Raw genomic sequence first — 17,317 nt, forward strand, 5'->3', positions numbered from 1 at the left:
GGGCCGGCGCGGAAGCAAAAATACAGGTCGACTGAAGCATGGCAGATTTTGTTGCTGTTCTGAAAAAGGCGCTCGACAAGTATGGCGAGCCGACGCCCGAGACGCGCACGCGGACCTATGACGGCGCGCGTTCCGCGCTGGTCAAGAAGCTTGCGGAATTTTCGCCGCCGCTGTCGGCCGACGTCGTGGCCAAGCAGAAGCGTTCCCTGGAAGACGCCATTGCGAGCGTCGAGCGCGACTATGCCAGGAGCGTGCCGGAAACCGATCCGCTCGCCGAGCTGGAACACATCTTTTCCTCGATCGACCGCAACAAGAACCAGCCGAGCCACACGCGCCAGCCGGTGAAGGCGGAGCCGGCGTGGCCGGCGCCGCCAGCCGCCAAGCCGGAACCCTACAAGCCGGAACCCTATCGGCCCGCGCCGCCGCCCGCCGCGAAAGTCGAGCCGAGCTGGCAGCCCGCACCGGCGCAGCCTGCCCCGAAGCCGGCGGACCAGCCGCTGCCGGGCATGCCTGCGGATCGCGACGATGACCAGGATGACGTCTTCCCGAACGACGACGAGCCGGTCGCGGAAGCTGACGCTTTCCCACGCCTGCGTCCGGCCGAGCGCAAGCGCAGCTATGGTGGGCTGATTGCCGCTGTCGTCGCCCTGCTGGTCATTGCCGGCGGTGGCTATGGCATCTGGCTGAACAAGGACGCCTTCAGCAAGATGCTGGGCCTAGACGGCAGCAGCAAGGTTGTCGCCAAGACCGAACCGGTGAAACCGGCGCCGGCCAAGCCGGCGACGCCGCCGGCGCCCGCGGCAGGTGCCGAAGGGACGAAATTCACGCAACGACTGACGCCTGAAGGTGGCGAAACCGACCCCGGCCCTGCCGGTGGACAAACCGGCATAGGCGAGGGTGAATCCGTCGCCGCGCTGACGACGCCGCCTACCGCTACGAATGCGCCGGTCGCGGCGCCCCCGGCTGCAGCCGCGCCCGCCGCGGCGACACCTGCTGCTGCGGCACCTGCTGCGACCGCACCCGCGGCAGGCACCGCGCCCGCCGCGACCCCGCCTGCCAACGGAACCGCACCCGCGGCGCCGGCCGATGCCGCCGCCACGCCGCCGCCCGCTCCGGCAACCGTTACACCGCCTGCAGCCGCCACGCCCGCAGCGCCAGCGGCCGCTCCAGCGACGGCGACCTCGGTGGCGGTCGGCCAGAAGGCGATCTTCTATGAGGAGCGCACCAGCACCGCGCAGGGTTCGGCCGAGCCCGGCAGCATCGTCTGGTCGCTGGTGCAGGAATCGCCCGGCGGCGACCTGCCGCCAGAGCCGGCGATCCGCGCCGAAGCAACCATCCCCGGCAAGGACATCCAGTTGCGCATGACCATCCGACGCAACACCGACCAGACGTTGCCGGCCAGCCACATCATCGAGATGATCTTCCTGACGCCCGACGGTTTTGAGGGCGGCGGTGTCGACAACATATTGCGTGTCGCCATGAAGAGCTCGGAACAGGATGCCGGCAGCCCGCTGATCGGCATTCCGGCCAAGATCGCCGACGGCTTCTTCCTCGTCGCGCTCAACGACACCAAGGCCGACGAGGACGCCAACATGACCTTGCTGCGCGGCCAGGACTGGATCGACGTGCCGGTTGTCTACAAGACCGGCCGGCGGGCGCTGCTGACCATGGAAAAGGGCATTCCCGGCGAGAAGGTGTTCGACGAGGCGATCAAGGCCTGGCAGGCGAAGACGGCGGGCTGATAGGGCGGCGTAACGGTCGCCTTCTTTCAGAAGCCTTGGAATAGCATGTCGAGCGCGGCGACGATGTCGTCATGGTGCTTCGTGAGGTTTAGCCGACTTTCGCCCAATTCACTCACTGGGACGGTGGCAATCAGGTGTGTCGCCATGACCAGCTTCCGGCCATTGATCTCGAAAATCGGATGAAGCTTTCGCATCGGCGGCGGCACCGCTGCGACCGGAAGAAGCGGAACGATCACCCGTGTCTTGAAATTGTCGAGCAGGTCGGATTGAACGTCGAGCAGATAATTGCCTTCGATGCCACTGGCGAAGACGTCGTAGCGCGCCATCAGAACTGCCGATATTCTTCCAGCGGAATACCGTTCTTTTCGACATAGTCGTTCCACGCATCCATCGTGGCCCGGTTCTCAAGCTTCCACAGCCGCGTTTTTTCAGCCGCCACGGCTTCCGCGATGCCAGCTTCCGCGGCGCGTGAGACATTCACGTCTAGCCCCTTGGCTTCCCTCATGAGGTTGGAATCGATCGACAGATTGGCTGGCTGACGGATCGCATTCAAGGCAATCTTACGCATAATAGCCTCCGTAACATGCGCATAATGTATGCGCACTCTCGTACAGAAGCAATAATCGAGCGAATATGGGTGAGGCGCCCGGCCCTCCGCTATGGCTCCCAGCCTTCGGGCGTTCAATCCCTTAGAAAGGTCCACTGGACCTTTCCCTTCGCCCGAAGGCGAATCGGGCTTTCACCGTTCGTCGCTTCAATCGACAAATCGTTGTCGATTGATTGGCCTTACGGCCGAGCGCTCCTCACCCTTCCATCTCTTCCCGCAGCATCTCCAACTCCAGCCACTCTTCCTCGAGTGCGGCCAGCGTCGCACGCTCCTTGTCGAGGGCGGCGATGGTCTTCTGGAACGAGGCCGGATCGCGCTCGTAATAGGCCGGGTCGGCGATGTTGTTCTCCAGCCGCGAGATCGACGCCATCACCGCCTCGATCTTCTTCGGCAACGACTCCAGCGCGAATTTCTGCTTGAACGACAGTTTCTTCGCTGGCCCTTTTGGCGCTGCCGGCTCGCTCTTGCCCGGCGCCGGCGCATCGCCGGCCTCAGTCTTGGCGCGCGCCTTTCGGTCGTCGAGCCGGGTGCCGCCGCGCTGCGCCAGCATGTCGGAATAGCCGCCGGCATATTCGATCCAGCGCCCGTCGCCGTCCGGCGCGATCAGGCTGGTCACCGTGCGGTCGAGAAAGTCACGATCGTGGCTGACCAGGATAACGGTGCCGGCAAAACCGGCGACCAGTTCCTGCAAAAGTTCCAGCGTCTCCATGTCGAGATCGTTGGTCGGCTCATCGAGCACCAGAAGGTTCGCCGGCCGCGCCAGCACGCGCGCCAGGATCAGCCGCGCCCGCTCGCCGCCGGACAGCTCGCGCACCGGTGTGCGCGCCTGTTCCGGCTTGAACAGGAAATCCTTCATGTAGGAGACGACATGGCGTTGCTCGCCGTTGATGACGAGGTTCTCACCGCGCCCGTCGGTCAGATATTGCGCCAGTGTCTCTTGCGGGTCGACGGCCTCGCGCTTCTGGTCGAGCGTGGCGATCTCCAGATTGGTGCCGAGCCGCACCGAGCCGGCATCCGGCCTCATCTCGCCGGTCAGCATCTTCAACAGCGTCGTCTTGCCGACGCCGTTCGGGCCGACGAGACCGACGCGATCGCCGCGCTGGATGCGGGTCGAGAAACCCTTGACCACGGTGAGATCGCCAAAGCTCTTCTCGATGTTTTTCGCCTCGATCACCAGCTTGCCGGATTCGGCGGCGTCGCTCGCCACCATGGTAGCGTTGCCTTCGGCGCCGCGATGACCGCGAAAATTCTTGCGCATGGTCTGCAATTCGCCGAGCCGGCGCATGTTGCGCTTGCGTCGTGCGGTCACGCCGTAACGCAGCCAGTGCTCCTCACGCACGATCTGGCGCCCGAGCTTGTGCTGCTCGCGCTCTTCTTCTTCCAGCACGAGGTCGCGCCATTCCTCGAAATGGCCAAAGCCCTTGTCCAGCCTGCGGGTCTGGCCGCGATCGAGCCAGACGGTGGCGCGCGACACGCGCTCGAGAAAGCGGCGGTCGTGCGAGATGACGATGAGCGCCGAGGAGGTGCGGACGAGCTCCTCTTCCAGCCATTCGATGACCGACAGGTCAAGATGGTTAGTCGGCTCATCAAGAAGCAGAATGTCCGGCTCCGGCGCCATGACTCGGGCCAGGGCGGCCCGCCTGGCCTCGCCGCCGGATAGATCGTTCGGCCGCTCCTCGCCCGAGAGGCCGAGATGCTCCATCAGATAGCTGGCGCGGTAGGGATCGTCGGCGGGCCCCAGCCCTGCCTCGACATAGGCGCGCACAGTGGCAAAACCCTCCATGTCGGGCATCTGAGGCAGATAGCGGACGGTCGCCGAGGGCTGGCGGAAGACCTCGCCGTCCTGCGGTTCGATCAGGCCGGCGGCGATCTTGAGCAACGTCGACTTGCCCGACCCGTTGCGGCCGACCAGCGCGATCTTGTCACCGGCCGAAGCCGTCAGGGCTGCGCCGTCGAGCAGCGGCGTGCCGCCGAAGGTCAGTTTTATCCCGTCGAGATTGAGAAGGGGCGGGGCCATGTCAGCTTTCGGGCAAGGGATAGGGATGAGCGAGCAGCAGTGCGCGGCCGTGGCCGAGCGCGATGTCGAGGCGGCCCCCGGTCTTGTCGAACTTGACCTCGTTGGAGATGGTCAGCGACGAGCCGAAGGCGACCTCGACCTGGTTCAGCGGCCATTTGGCGCCGGTGACGGTCAGGCCGACGAGATCGGAAAAGCCGAGGATCGAAAACAGCGTGCCGTCGGCATAGTCGAAGCCGGCCTTTCCCAACAGCAAGGGGACACCTTCCTGGGCGCCGCTGGTCAGCAGCACGTCCGTTCCGGCCTCGGCCAGCCGCAGGGCGAGCGCCAGATGCAGGAAGGCGTGGTCGGCGCGCTTGCCGCCGAAAGCGCCCGCCAGCACAAGGCGGGTCGCGCCGCGCTCGAGTGCCGCCGCGATCGCCAGTTCGCCGTCGGTCTTGTCCTTCTCCGCCGGGAAGGTCTGGCGGGGCACAGCGGCGAGGTCGGCGGGCAAATCGGCCGGAACCGAATCGAAATCGCCCACCCACAGTTCAGGGACAAGGCCGAGCAGCCGGGCATGGCCGATGCCGGCGTCGGCGGCGATGACGCGCGAGCCTTCGACCTGGCGGTCGAGCCGGGGCGTGCGGATGAGATCGCCGCCAAGCAGGATGGTGAATGTGCTCATATCTGGTGGCCTGTACCAGCCCGGCAGCGGAAACGGAAGGCCGGCAAACTGCCACTTGCGCGGTTCCTCGGCCGGGCCTATGTGTCGAAACGCTCTAACGGGGTGCCGGCTGCGATCTTCGCGGACCGGCTGAGAGGCAATCTCGCCAACCCGCTGAACCTGATCCGGTTTGTACCGGCGGAGGGATTAGACGTTTCGGACAGTCCGACGCCTCAATTCCTTTCAATTCGAACGAAGGAGGCGCCGATGCGCACGCTTTTATACGCACTTGTCTCAGCACTGGTCGTGGCGCTGTCCGGGCCGGCCTTGGCCAAGGACAAGCTCACCGTCTACACCTATGAGAGCTTCACCGCCGACTGGGGGCCAGGCCCGGTGGTGAAGAAGGAATTCGAGGCCGAATGCGGCTGCGACGTCGAGTTCGTCTCGGTCGCCGATGGTGTCGCCTTGCTCAACCGCGTCAAGCTCGAAGGCGCGTCGACCAAGGCCGATATCGTGCTCGGCCTTGACACCAATCTTACCGCCGATGCCAAGGCTAGCGGGTTGTTTGCCCCGCATGGCGCGGTCTCCGATGTCAACGTGCCGGGCGGCTGGAGCGACGACACTTTTGTTCCCTTCGACTACGGCTATTTCGCCGTCGTCTATGACACGCAGAAGCTGAAGACGCCGCCCAAGAGCCTGAAGGATCTGGTCGAAGGCAGTGCCGACGACAAGATCGTCATCCAGGATCCGCGCACCTCGACGCCCGGCCTCGGCCTGCTGTTGTGGGTGAAGTCGGTCTATGGCGACAAGGCGCCGGAGGCCTGGGCCAAGCTCAAGACAAAGGTGCTCACCGTGACGCCGGGCTGGAGCGAGGCCTACGGCCTGTTCACCAAGGGTGAGGCGCCGATGGTGCTGTCCTACACCACGTCGCCGGCCTATCACATGGTCGCCGAGAATACCGAGCGCTACCAGGCGGCGTCCTTCGAAGAAGGCGAGTATCTGCAGATCGAGGTCGCCGGCATCACCACAACCGGAGCGAAAAACCCGCTGGCGGCAAAGTTCATCGCCTTCATGACCGGCCCGAAATTCCAGGACGCCATCCCGGAGACCAATTGGATGTTCCCGGCAGGCAAGACCGACAAGCCGCTCAACCCGGCCTTCGACAAACTGGTCAAGCCGACCAAGACCTTGCTGTTCAGCCCGGAGGAGGTTGCCGCCAATCGCAAGGCCTGGGTGGATGAATGGCTGGCGGTGATGAGCAAGTAGGTTGAGGCAAACCGATCGAAGATGATTGCTCTACGGCGCCCCCCTCTGTCCTGCCGGACATCTCCCCCACAAGGGGGGAGATCGAATGTCGTCGGTGATTTCGCCAATCGCCAACACTGCAGGTATGAGCGAGGCGCTGGAGCAGCCAATCTCCCCCCAAGTGGGGGAGATGTCCGGCAGGACAGAGGGGGGCGCGAAGGAACGCGACGCTCGCTAAAGGCCTTCTGGGTGGTCCAGCGTGCAACGCGCTGATCCCCGCGTCACCCCAGGCATTGTGGCGCTTACCGCGATCACATTGCTGATCGGCGGCGCGTTTGCCGGGCTGCTTGTCGAAGGCGCTCATGACCTCTCGGGCGCCTGGGCAGCCTTCGATCCCTATCTCCTGCGGGTCGTGCGCTTCACGCTCTGGCAGGCAATCCTTTCGACGCTGCTTTCGGTCGGTCCGGCACTGTTCGTTGCGCGTGCCCTGTCGCGGCATCCGCGCTTTTTTGGCCGCGCCTTCATCCTGCGGCTCTTCGCGGTGCCGCTGGCGCTGCCGGCGATCGTCGCGGCGCTTGGTATCCTGGCGCTCTACGGCCGCGCCGGCTATTTAGCCGGCCTGTTCAGCGCGGTTGGCGGTCAGGGCTGGCCAGGCATTTACGGCCTGTCCGGCATTCTCGTCGCCCACATCTTCTTCAACCTGCCGCTCAGCGTCCGGTTGTTCCTCGAGGCGCTGCAGACCATTCCCGCCGACCAATGGCGGCTGGCGAGCCAGCTCGGCATGGGGGCGCGGCCGGCGTTCCGGCTGATTGAGTGGCCGACGCTGCGCGCCGCTCTGCCAGGTGTCGCCGGGCTGGTTTTCATGCTCTGCATCACCTCCTTCACCATCGTTTTGACGCTTGGCGGCGGACCGGCCGCAACGACGCTGGAGGTCGGCATCTATCAGGCACTGCGCTTCGACCTCGATCCCGCGCGCGCGGTGATGCTGACATTGCTGCAGATCGCCTTGACCTTTCTGGTGGTGCTGGCGCTGACGCGGCTCGGCGTCAATGCCGTTGGCGACACCAATCTGCCGGTGGCGCCGCGCCGCTATCTCTCGGTCGTTGGGACCGAAACCGTGTTCAACGCCGCGCTCATCGTGCTGGCGCTGCTGTTCGTTGTCGGACCGATGGCGGCCACGGTGATCGCCGGGTTAGGGGCCGATCTCGGCCGGCTCGCCGGCGAGGCGGCCGTGCGACAGGCGACACTGACCAGTGCGGTGCTGGCCTTCCTGTCGGCGCTGCTTTCGGTGATGCTGTCGCTGGCGCTGACCATGGCCCGCCGGGCGCTGGCGTTGGGCCGCCGCGCTGGCCCAAGGACACTGCTCGAACATGCCACCGATACCGGCGCAGGCTTTGTCCTGGTCGTACCGCCCATCGTCATCGGCGCCGGCTGGTTCCTCCTGCTGCGCCACGTCGGCGACGTCTTTGCCATCGCCCCGGTCATGGTCGTCACCGTCAATGCGGTCATGGCGATGCCGTTCGCGCTGCGCGCCGTCCGCCCCGCCTATGACGCGGCGAGCGAACGTCATGAACGGCTCTGCGCGCAACTGGGTATCTCCGGCTGGGCCAGGCTGCGGCTGGTCGACTGGCCATCTCTGCGCCGTCCGCTCGCCACCGCCTTCGCCTTCGCCATGGCGCTTTCGCTTGGCGATCTCGGCGTCATCGCGCTGTTCGGTAGTGATTCCGTGCAGACCTTGCCCTACCTTCTGCTTTCGCGCATGGGCAGCTATCGCACCGAGGACGCCGCCGGCCTGGCGCTGCTGCTTGGGCTGGTCTGCCTCGCCTTGGTGCTGGCAGCGGACTGGCTCGGAAGAGAAAAGGTCCGCAATGTCTGACGGGGCGATGGCCAAGAAGGGTATTTCGGTGCGGCTGGACAAGGTCTCGTTCAGCTATGGCGAGGCATCGTTCGTCTTTGATGTCGACTTCGCCGCAGCGGAAATCACCGCCATCATGGGGCCGAGCGGGTCGGGCAAGTCGACATTGCTCAACCTGGTTGCCGGCTTCGAGACACCGGTGTCCGGCCGCGTGCTGATCGGCGGGGCCGATGTCGATGCCGAGCCGCCGGCCACGCGGCCGGTGTCGATGGTGTTCCAGGAAAACAACCTTTTCGCCCATCTTTCCGTCGAGCAGAATGTCGGCCTCGGCCGCTCGCCATCGCTGCGGCTGACCGAGATCGATCGAATCGCCATCGCCGAGGCGCTGGCGCGCACCGGTCTTGCCGGCAAGGAAAAACGCCTGCCGCGCGAACTGTCCGGCGGCGAGCGCCAGCGCGTTGCCCTGGCGCGCGTGCAAGTGCGTGATCGCCCGGTGCTTCTGCTCGACGAACCCTTTGCTTCGCTCGGACCCGCTTTGCGCGACGACATGCTCGATCTGGTTGCCGGCCTCCATGTCGAGCGCGGCATGACGGTGCTGTTCGTCACGCACCAGCCGGAGGATGCCCGCCGCATCGGCCAGAATGTGGTGTTTCTGGACAATGGCGCGGTCGCTGCCATCGGGACGGCGGACGATTTCTTTACCGGGGCTGGTCCGGAGGCGTTCCGGCGCTATGTTGGCACAAGCATCCAGACGGCTGGATCACGAGATATTGCCCGGAAGCGGACATAATTTACGCCCAAACCGGTTCGAGGCGATATGGCGCTTGCTTGCCATGACTGGAGTAGTGTGGCTAGGTCCGCTCAATACCGGTCCGGCACACGCCGTGATTTGCCTACAGCATCCGCCGTCCGCCCTGGGGACGTGCGACGGATGCTGTAGCAGTTTGAAGTAGCGCGTGACACTCTTCGAAGATCGCCCCCGATCGTCGTCGTCATGCGCCGGGACCCGAAAGGAAGCCGTTCTGGCGATCGGCGTTGACAGGCTCAAAATGAATCCGCTGGCGCGCTTTCTGGCGCTGGCCGGCTTTGCCGTGGCCCTGGCCAGCTGCCAGATGTTCACGCCTCCGGAAGTGCAGGAATCCGGTTTCCAGCCCTCTGACAAGCCGATTACGGTCGACAATGTCGGCGCCAACAACAAGCTCGCGGAGCTCGCCAAGGCGCAGCATCCGCGCATCCTGGCCACCTATGGCGGGGAGTATTCCGATCCCAAGCTCGAGCGCATGGTCGCCAAGGTCGTCGGCAACCTGACCGTGGTTTCGGCGAACCCGACCCAGACCTATCGCATCACCATTCTCAATTCGCCCAACGTCAACGCCTTCGCGCTGCCGGGCGGCTATCTCTACATCACGCGCGGCCTGCTGGCGCTGGCCAATGATTCGTCCGAACTCGCCGCCGTCATCGCGCATGAGATGGGCCACGTCACCGCCAATCACGGCCTGCAGCGCCAGCAGTTGGAGGCCGAGGAAGGCCTGGCGACCAAGGTGGTTTCGGATGTGCTGGGCGACAGCCCGACCGCCAAGGCGGCGCTGATCCGCGGCAAGCTCCGGCTGGCGCAGTTCTCGCGCAACCAAGAACTGGAGGCAGATGCCATCGGCATCAAGTCGATCGGCGAAGCCGGCTACGATCCTTATGCTGCAGGGCGCTTCCTGCAGTCGATGTCGGCCTATACCGATTTCCGTTCGATCAGCGGCGCCACCGACGCCAGCCTCGACTTCCTGGCGACGCACCCCAACACGCCGCAGCGCATTGATCTGGCGCAGCGCCATGCCCGCCAGTTCGGCGCGCCCGGCTTCGGCACGCGCGACCGCGATTCCTTCCTTGCCGGCATAGACGGCCTGCTCTACGGCGACACGCCTGAGGAAGGCTATGTGCGCGGCGAGACCTTCCTGCATCCTGGCCTCGGCGTGTCGTTCACGGTGCCGGACGGTTTCATCATCGACAATTCGGCGGCAGCGGTGACGGCGACCGGGCCGGGCGACATAGCGATCCGCTTCGACGGCGTTTCGATCGACAAGAACCGCGCCTTGACCGACTACATCAGGAGCGGCTGGGTGGCTGGGCTCGACGACAGCACGGTCAAGCAGGAAACCATCAACGGCAATGAGGCCGCAACCGCGCATGCCCGTGCCGAAGGCTGGCAGTTCGACATCGCGGTGATCCGCGCCGGCGGCCAGGTCTACCGGCTGCTGACCGCAGCACCCTCGGCGAGCACCTCGCTGGAGACGGTGGCGCGCTCGGTCAGCGGCTCGTTCCGTATCCTCAGTCCCGCCGAAAAAGCGGCTTTGAAGCCGCTGCATATCCGCGTGCTCACCGTGCAGCCGGGCCAGACCATGGGCACGCTGGCCGCGCAGATGGTTGGCGTCGACCGCAAGCTCGACCTGTTCCGTGTGCTCAATGCGCTGTCGCCGGGTGCCGCGGTTTCGGCCGGCGACAAGGTCAAGATCGTCACCGATAAGTAAGTCGGTGTCAGCGTTCAGGCTGCTGCGGAATAATCAGTTTCGACACGGCCCGTTCGGACGGTGCGGCCATGGCGTCGCAGTCCGCCATCAGTCACTGGGCGCTACTGCTGGTGGAGTGGTCAGGGTGGTCGCCGCCATTGCCGATCCAAAGCACTGGTCCGGTTTCGCCTGGCACCGTCGGGGCCCTTGGCTTAACGATCTTCGGCGGCGGCGCTTTTGGCACAGGTATACGGACCACCTTTATCTTCGTGATGACTCTCGTCACCACCTTTGGGGTGCACGCCGCGACCGTCAGCGTGCTTCGCCTGGGCGGAAGACCGAGAATGCCCATCGAATAAGCCTCTTGCCGTTCGAGGCCGGCCTTGAGGAAAGCCAAGGCACGGGCCGCATCGGCGGGCACGCCATTGCGGCCTTCCTTGAAGATCATCGCAAGATCATTCATGGCGTTGATATGCCCCATCGCTGCTGCCTTGAGCATGAGGTCAAGCCCTTTGCCGGTATCGCGCTGGACGCCGACGCCATTGAACAGGGTGCGGCCCCACGCGCTCATGGCGTAGGGGTCGCCCCTGTCGGACGCTTGCGAATAGAAACCATTCCCTTGCGTGGCATCCACGGGCATCCCTATTCCCGAGGAGGCGAGGTAGCCGAGCTCGTAGACGGCGCGGACGTGTCCCTTGTCGGACGCTTCCTGGATGGCCTTCCTGGCCTCGTCGATGTTGCCGGCGACCAGCAGCGCCCGCCCGAGTTCGTAACGGAAACGGGCGGCATCGGGATAGGCCTTCACCGCCGCCTCGCAAGCCTCGACCGCGCCGTCTGCGATCTCGTTCGGTAACCGGCCGGGAACGACGCCTTGCAGGTCGAGCGGCTCGCCGGCCGCCTGGTCGCAGGGGTCGACGCTCGGCGACAGCTTCATCGTCGCCCGTTTCGACGCGTTGCCGGCGCGGATCTGGAAGTCGATCTCAACGGGAGCCGCCGAGCCGATCTGCGGCTCGTAGCGCAATTGGTCGACTTCAGCGGCCATCAGGCTCGACTGCGGCGACAGAACACGATCCGGCAGGGACAGCGTTCCAGCTGCCGGATAGCCTGCGAGTTTGAGGCTGATCGAGACATCCTTGGCCGGAAAATCCAGCTTCAGCGCAACCGGACCGACGCCGACCGGGACGCTGATGTCGCGATTTTCGATAGCTTCGGCGGCAGTGGCGACCTGGATTCCGCGCTCCGCCACCTGCTGGTTTTGCTGGGCGTCGGGCGCCGGCAGCGCCGGTTGCCCCGCCGCGCGCATCAGCACGACATCGTCGATCAGCGAGGAATTCTCCCACGGAACCTGCCTGCCATTGGTCGCCTTGACCACATCCCGGCGCACGGCGGCCATGACGGCGCGGATTTCCTGGTTCGGCGCCAATGCGCGGCGGGCAAAGGCGGATGAGAAGGGGCTAAGATCGCCGGACCCGTCATAAGCGACAGCGCCAGGCCCGGTGGCAAAGGCAATCAGCGCATTCTGCGAGCCTGTTACCTGCGCGAGCCCGGTGCCGTCGGAGACGATCAATTGGTCGCGCAGCCAATAGTCCTTGCGCGGGAACGGATTGTTGCGGCAGGCATCGAGGATGATCACCTGGATCTTCGACTTCGGCCGCAATTGCTGCTGTACGTCGTCAAGCCTGATTGTCTGGACCTCCATGTCGGCCGCATCCTTCAACGACGCATCGACCGGGATCAGGAAATTCTGGCCCCCGATCTGAAAGCCGTGGCCGGAATAATAGACGACGGCGAGATCGGCGCCGTCGGCGGCGGCCAGATAGTTGCGGAACTTCTCTTCGAATTGGAGCTTGGTCACGTCCTTGGCGACGAACACGTCGAAGCCGGCCTGCCGGAACGTGTTCGAAACGTCCTCAGCATCCTTGTCCGGATTCTTGAGCGCCGGGATTTCCCGGTACTGCGAATTGCCGATTACGAGCGCAACCCTTCGATCGGCGCGAGCGTCGAATGTCGAGAGGCTCATGAGGATCAAGGCAGCAAGGAACGCGTAGCGTTTCAGCATGGCAAAACCCATCCTTGTTACGGTCTGGTAGCCTAGAGAGGCTTTTTGCCATGCTTTGGTCTGTTAGAGAAATCACAATCCGCAGGCTCAAAAAGAATAGAGTCTCCCACGATAGCGGCGCATCTTATTTTAGATAAATCTTATATTTTATGTTTCGAATCTCTGTATCGGCGTCAAGCTGCTGTCGCCAGAAATTCCGGGTTCTGTTTCACCAGCGCGACCTTGAGCTTTTCCATGGCGCGGGCCTCGATCTGGCGGACGCGTTCCTTGGAAATGCCGAGCGTCTCGCCGAGCGCTTCGAGCGTTGCGCCCTCGTCGTTCAGCCGGCGGTCCTCGATGATCCTGAGTTCCCGCGCGTTGAGCGCGTGAAGGGCCTCTTTCAGCCACAGCGAGCGACGTGCGACATCGATCTTGTCGCCGACAATCTCATCGGGCAGGGGGTCGTCCGAGACCAGGAAGTCCATCCGCTCGGTGGCGCCGGCATCGTCGCCAAGCGGCATGTTGAGTGAGGAGTCAGGCGCCGACAGCCGTGAATCCATCATCGCCACGTCAGCCTCGGAGACGCCAAGCGCAACCGACACCTCGCGGTAGAGGGTTGCGTTGGAAAGCGGCTCCGCGCCGTTCGCCAGCCGCGCACGCAAGCGTCGCAGATTGAAGAACAGGGCTTTCTGCGCCGAGCTGGTGCCGCCGCGCACGATCGACCAGTTGCGCAGGATGTAATCCTGCATCGAGGCGCGGATCCACCACGTCGCATAGGTCGAAAACCGCACTTCGCGCTCGGGCTCGAAGCGGGCGGCGGCCTCGAGCAGGCCGACATGGCCTTCCTGGATCAGGTCGCCGAGCGGCAGGCCATAGTGACGGAATTTGGAGGCCATGGAAATAACCAGCCGCATATGGGCGACGGTGATGCAGTGCAGCGCGTTCTGGTCGTTGTCTTCCTTCCAGAGTAAGGCCAGCCGGTGTTCCTCGTCCCGTTCGAGGTAGGGCGCCTTCATCGCCGCGCGGACCATGATCCGTCCTGCCGTGTCTTCCATCATGAGGCGCTCCCTGGCTCAGGCGATATGACTGACGTTACGAACTTGGCAGGGCACCGGTTGAAATCGCGGCGTCGCGCCCTAGAACAGCCAAAACTGCCATGCGCGAGAAAGGTTCCGCTGGCGCGCGGCGGCGAAGGATGCTGTCCGGGCGATTTTGAAATCGTTCCCCGGGGCTTCTAGCGTTGCAAGGAATCCCTTTTAGAGAATTCGGTTTCAGAAATTCCAAGTTTTTGAAATCTGGTTCCTTATTCTTTCGGCCCGCATCTGTCATTTTCCAGCCCTCACAACAGGCCTGACGTAGGCCAAGGACGGGATCACAAAAAAATGAAATGGCTCAAATCGCTTATCGTCGCCGGAACGCTGCAGGCCCTTGCGGTCACATCAGGCCATGCCGGCGCGAATCTCGATCAGATCAAGCAGGCGGGCACCCTCAAGGTCGGCACCGAGGGCACCTACGCACCCTTCACCTATCATGACGCTTCCGGTGCGCTGGTCGGCTTCGATGTCGAGATCGCCAAGGCGATCGGCGACAAGCTTGGCGTCAAGGTCGAGTTCCTCGAAGGCAAATGGGACGGGTTGATCGCCGGCCTCGACGTCAGCCGCTATGACGCCGTCATCAACGAAGTCGGAATCACCGATGCCCGCAAGGCCAAGTACGACTTTTCCGACCCCTACATCGCCTCCAAGGCGGTGCTGATCGTGCGCGGCGACAACACCGACATCAAGACCTTCGCCGACCTCAAGGGCAAGAAGTCGGCGCAGTCGCTGACCTCGAACTTCGGCAAGCTGGCCGAGACGAACGGCGCCGAACTCGTCGGCACCGACGGCTTCGACCAGTCGATCCAGCTGCTTTTGACCGGCCGCGCCGACGCCACCATCAATGACAGCCTGTCGTTCCTCGATTTCAAGAAGCACAAGCCCGACGCCAATGTGAAGATCGCCGCGCAAGAGGAAAACGCCGACTATTCCGGCGTCATCGTGCGCAAGGGCGATCCGGAACTGGTTGCCGCCATCAACAAGGCGTTGGCCGATATCAAGGCCGACGGTACCTACAAGAAGATCGCCGACACCTATTTCGGCCAGGACGTTTCGAAGTAACTTTTTGAGTGGGGCCGGCTACGGTCCCGCGAAGCACTCAGCGGCGAGCGTCTTTGACGGCTCGCCGCTTCTGTCGTGATATGGCTGACACATTCGCACTTCGATGACGCCATCTCGACCATTCCGGAGGGTCCTTCGTGCCGCACTGGCTGCAACTGATGCTGGAGTCGCTGCCTTCGCTGCTCTGGGCCGCCCTGATCTTCACCGTGCCGTTGACGCTGTTGTCCTTCGTCCTTGGCCTGACCGTTGGCCTGGGGGCAGCACTCGGCAGGCTGTTTGGACCGAAGCCGTTGGTCGCGCTGGTGCGCTTCTATGTCTGGATCTTTCGCGGCACGCCGCTTCTGGTGCAGCTGTTTCTGATCTTCTATGGCCTGCCCTCGGTCGGCATACTGCTCGACGCTTTCACGGCCGCGCTGATCGGCTTCACGCTCAATATCGGCGCCTACACGTCGGAGATCATCCGCGCGGCCATCGGCTCGGTGCCGAAAGGCCAGTGGGAAGCCGCCTATTCGATCGGCATGACCTGGAGCCAGGCGATGCGGCGCACCATCCTGCCGCAAGCCGGCCGCGTCGCGGTGCCGCCGCTCTCCAACACCTTCATCTCGCTGGTCAAGGATACGTCGCTGGCCGCCGCCATCACCGTGCCGGAGATGTTCCAGGCGGCGCAGCGCATCGTCGCCACCACCTATGAGCCGCTGATCCTCTATGTCGAGGCGGCGATCCTCTATCTGGCGCTGAGCTCGGTGCTGTCGGCCTTGCAGACCCGGCTGGAAACCCGGCTCAACCGCTATGGCGGCTTCCTGGAGGCGCGCTCATGATCGGTCTCAGCAACATCGAAAAACGCTTCGGCGATAATCTCGTGCTGAAGGGCGTGACGGTCACCATCGCTGAAGGCAGTGTCACGGCCCTTGTCGGCCCTTCGGGCGGCGGCAAGAGCACGCTGTTGCGCTGCATCAACCTGCTCGAGATTCCGACCTCGGGCACGGTGCGAATCGGTGACGAGACGCTCGAATTCCGTCCCGGTGGCAAGGTCTCGGCCCGCGACATCCAGCGCCTGCGCCTGCAGACCGGCATGGTGTTCCAGAACTTCCAGCTGTTCCCGCATCGCACGGCGATCGAGAATGTCATGGAGGGGCTGGTGACGGTGCTGAAATGGCCGACGGAGAAGGCGCGCGAGCGGGCGCTCGCCTTGCTGGAAAAGGTCGGCATGGCGCACAAGGCTGATGCCTGGCCGGCGACGCTGTCGGGCGGCCAGCAGCAGCGCGTGGCGATCGCCCGTGCGCTCGCGCCGTCGCCAAAAGTGCTGCTGTGCGACGAGCCGACTTCGGCGCTCGACCCGGAACTGGCGCAAGAAGTGGTCGACGTGCTTGGCAAGCTCGCCAGCGAGGGCACGACCATGGTGATGGCGACGCATGATCTGCGGCTTGCCTCCAAGATCGCGCAGGAAGCGGTGTTCCTCGATGCCGGCGTCATCGTCGAGAAGGGGCCGTCCGCCGTGCTGTTCGGCAATCCGGAGCAACAACGGACGAAGCGGTTCATCGCGACGCTGAAGCAGGAGGCGGAGAAGGAGGGCGGGGGCAGGCGTAGGCGCGGCCCTTGTTTCGCCTGTCCAAAAAACAAAAAACCCGGCGCGAGGCCGGGTTTTTCAAATCCAGAGGCGAAAGAGATCAGGCAGCTTCTTCCTGCTCGGCTTCCTCATTGTCGGCCTTGGCGCCACGCTTAGGGCCCTTGTTGAGGTTCACCTCGATCAGGCGCACGGCTTCGGTTTCCGACATGCGGTTGACGGCCGCGATCTCGCGGGCCATGCGGTCGAGTGCCGCCTCATAGAGCTGACGCTCGGAATAGGACTGCTCCGGCTGGTTGTCGGCGCGATAGAGGTCACGCACGACTTCCGAGATCGAGATCAGGTCGCCCGAATTGATCTTGGCATCATATTCCTGGGCGCGGCGCGACCACATGGTGCGCTTGACGCGGGCGCGGCCCTGCACGACCTTCAGCGCGCGCTCGACATAATCCTCTTCCGACAGCTTGCGCATGCCGATGGAGGTCGCCTTGGAGACCGGCACCTTCAGGCGCATCTTGTCCTTCTGGAAGTCGATGACGAACAGTTCAAGCTTGTGGCCAGCCACTTCCTGCTCGTCGATCGACACGATCTGGCCAACGCCGTGCGCCGGGTAGACGATGTACTCGCCGGTCTTGAAACCATGACGCGCACCAGTGGACTTCTTCTGGGGGGTGATCGTTGCCATTACGCCCTGAACTCCTTGTTGTGGTACCGGCGTCCTGCCGGCCCGAACTCGTGCGACCGGGGAAACCGATCGTTAGCCGCACAACAGATGAACCCACCGGAAAGGCCGGGACCGGCAAACCGCACGAACTGCGACCGCCTGGCCCAGATCGCTCTGGTCCGGAGTGGGATTTTCACCTTTCAGTGATTTGGGGCGTCTGCGCCATAAATCGACGTTGTGTCACCGGCATGTTTCGCTGATATAACACAAAAAGTCGGAAGAATCAAGGTT

The 17,317-nt window shown here is 64.0% G+C and carries 14 protein-coding genes, 1 pseudogene and 1 riboswitch; of the genes and pseudogenes, 8 read left to right on the forward strand and 7 right to left on the reverse strand.

Translation table 11 applies throughout. The features are described 5' to 3' along the window. Positions 1-38: 38 nt before the first annotated feature. Entirely contained in the window at positions 39-1,742 is a 1,704-nt protein-coding gene (locus tag AC0V7N_RS08200) for a hypothetical protein (protein ID WP_475456337.1), read from the forward strand. A 26-nt stretch (positions 1,743-1,768) separates the two neighbouring features. Here the strand turns inward: AC0V7N_RS08200 and AC0V7N_RS08205 are convergent, their stop codons facing one another. The 4 genes from AC0V7N_RS08205 to AC0V7N_RS08220 form a co-directional block, all read right to left on the reverse strand. After that, complete coding sequence (locus AC0V7N_RS08205; RefSeq protein ID WP_475456339.1) at positions 1,769-2,068, reverse strand: CcdB family protein; 300 nt, start codon at positions 2,066-2,068, stop codon at positions 1,769-1,771. Beyond that, positions 2,068-2,310 (reverse strand): type II toxin-antitoxin system CcdA family antitoxin, encoded by a 243-nt coding sequence (locus tag AC0V7N_RS08210; protein ID WP_056576468.1) that lies wholly within the window; start codon positions 2,308-2,310, stop codon positions 2,068-2,070. Before AC0V7N_RS08210 ends, AC0V7N_RS08205 begins: the two co-directional genes overlap by 1 nt. A 235-nt stretch (positions 2,311-2,545) precedes the next feature. Continuing rightward, the gene (locus tag AC0V7N_RS08215) at positions 2,546-4,366 is read right to left on the reverse strand and encodes an ABC-F family ATP-binding cassette domain-containing protein (protein WP_475456340.1); all 1,821 of its coding nucleotides are present in this window, start codon (positions 4,364-4,366) and stop codon (positions 2,546-2,548) included. 1 nt (position 4,367) lies between these two features. Further along, on the reverse strand, positions 4,368-5,027 hold the full coding sequence (locus tag AC0V7N_RS08220) for a thiamine diphosphokinase (protein ID WP_475456342.1): 660 nt from the start codon (positions 5,025-5,027) through the stop codon (positions 4,368-4,370). Between the two features lie 88 nt (positions 5,028-5,115). After that, a riboswitch (TPP riboswitch) is annotated at positions 5,116-5,230 on the forward strand. A gap of 43 nt (positions 5,231-5,273) precedes the next feature. Between AC0V7N_RS08220 and thiB the strand changes: the two genes are divergently transcribed. The 4 genes from thiB (at position 5,274) to AC0V7N_RS08240 (ending at position 10,625) form a co-directional block, all read left to right on the forward strand. Further along, a complete protein-coding gene (gene thiB, locus AC0V7N_RS08225; protein ID WP_475456344.1) occupies positions 5,274-6,272 on the forward strand; it encodes a thiamine ABC transporter substrate binding subunit in 999 nt (332 codons plus the stop codon). A 238-nt stretch (positions 6,273-6,510) separates the two neighbouring features. Beyond that, positions 6,511-8,127, forward strand: a complete 1,617-nt coding sequence (thiP, locus tag AC0V7N_RS08230) for a thiamine/thiamine pyrophosphate ABC transporter permease (RefSeq protein ID WP_475456346.1) — start codon at positions 6,511-6,513, stop codon at positions 8,125-8,127. Next, positions 8,120-8,896 (forward strand): thiamine ABC transporter ATP-binding protein, encoded by a 777-nt coding sequence (thiQ, locus tag AC0V7N_RS08235; protein WP_475456348.1) that lies wholly within the window; start codon positions 8,120-8,122, stop codon positions 8,894-8,896. Before thiP ends, thiQ begins: the two co-directional genes overlap by 8 nt. 259 nt (positions 8,897-9,155) lie before the next feature. Further along, a complete protein-coding gene (locus AC0V7N_RS08240) occupies positions 9,156-10,625 on the forward strand; it encodes a M48 family metalloprotease (protein WP_475456350.1) in 1,470 nt (489 codons plus the stop codon). Positions 10,626-10,716: 91 nt separating this feature from the next. Here the strand turns inward: AC0V7N_RS08240 and AC0V7N_RS08245 are convergent, their stop codons facing one another. Continuing rightward, a complete protein-coding gene (locus AC0V7N_RS08245; protein WP_475456352.1) occupies positions 10,717-12,663 on the reverse strand; it encodes a caspase family protein in 1,947 nt (648 codons plus the stop codon). 173 nt (positions 12,664-12,836) lie between these two features. Beyond that, positions 12,837-13,700: an RNA polymerase factor sigma-32 gene (locus AC0V7N_RS08250; RefSeq protein WP_496627785.1), complete on the reverse strand. Its 864-nt coding sequence runs from the start codon at positions 13,698-13,700 to the stop codon at positions 12,837-12,839. Positions 13,701-14,024: 324 nt separating this feature from the next. Between AC0V7N_RS08250 and AC0V7N_RS08255 the strand changes: the two genes are divergently transcribed. The 3 genes and pseudogenes from AC0V7N_RS08255 to AC0V7N_RS08265 all read left to right on the forward strand — a co-directional run. After that, the gene (locus AC0V7N_RS08255; RefSeq protein ID WP_475456354.1) at positions 14,025-14,798 is read left to right on the forward strand and encodes an amino acid ABC transporter substrate-binding protein; all 774 of its coding nucleotides are present in this window, start codon (positions 14,025-14,027) and stop codon (positions 14,796-14,798) included. A gap of 137 nt (positions 14,799-14,935) precedes the next feature. Continuing rightward, positions 14,936-15,616: an amino acid ABC transporter permease gene (locus AC0V7N_RS08260; RefSeq protein WP_027041978.1), complete on the forward strand. Its 681-nt coding sequence runs from the start codon at positions 14,936-14,938 to the stop codon at positions 15,614-15,616. Further along, positions 15,613-16,347: pseudogene (locus tag AC0V7N_RS08265) on the forward strand (amino acid ABC transporter ATP-binding protein); the annotation flags it as partial. The gene AC0V7N_RS08260 and the pseudogene AC0V7N_RS08265, both read left to right, overlap by 4 nt. A gap of 118 nt (positions 16,348-16,465) precedes the next feature. Here AC0V7N_RS08265 and AC0V7N_RS08270 read toward each other — a convergent pair. Next, positions 16,466-17,047, reverse strand: a complete 582-nt coding sequence (locus AC0V7N_RS08270) for a CarD family transcriptional regulator (protein WP_475456356.1) — start codon at positions 17,045-17,047, stop codon at positions 16,466-16,468. Positions 17,048-17,317: the final 270 nt, after the last annotated feature.

Source organism: Mesorhizobium kamtschaticum (assembly GCF_056174585.1).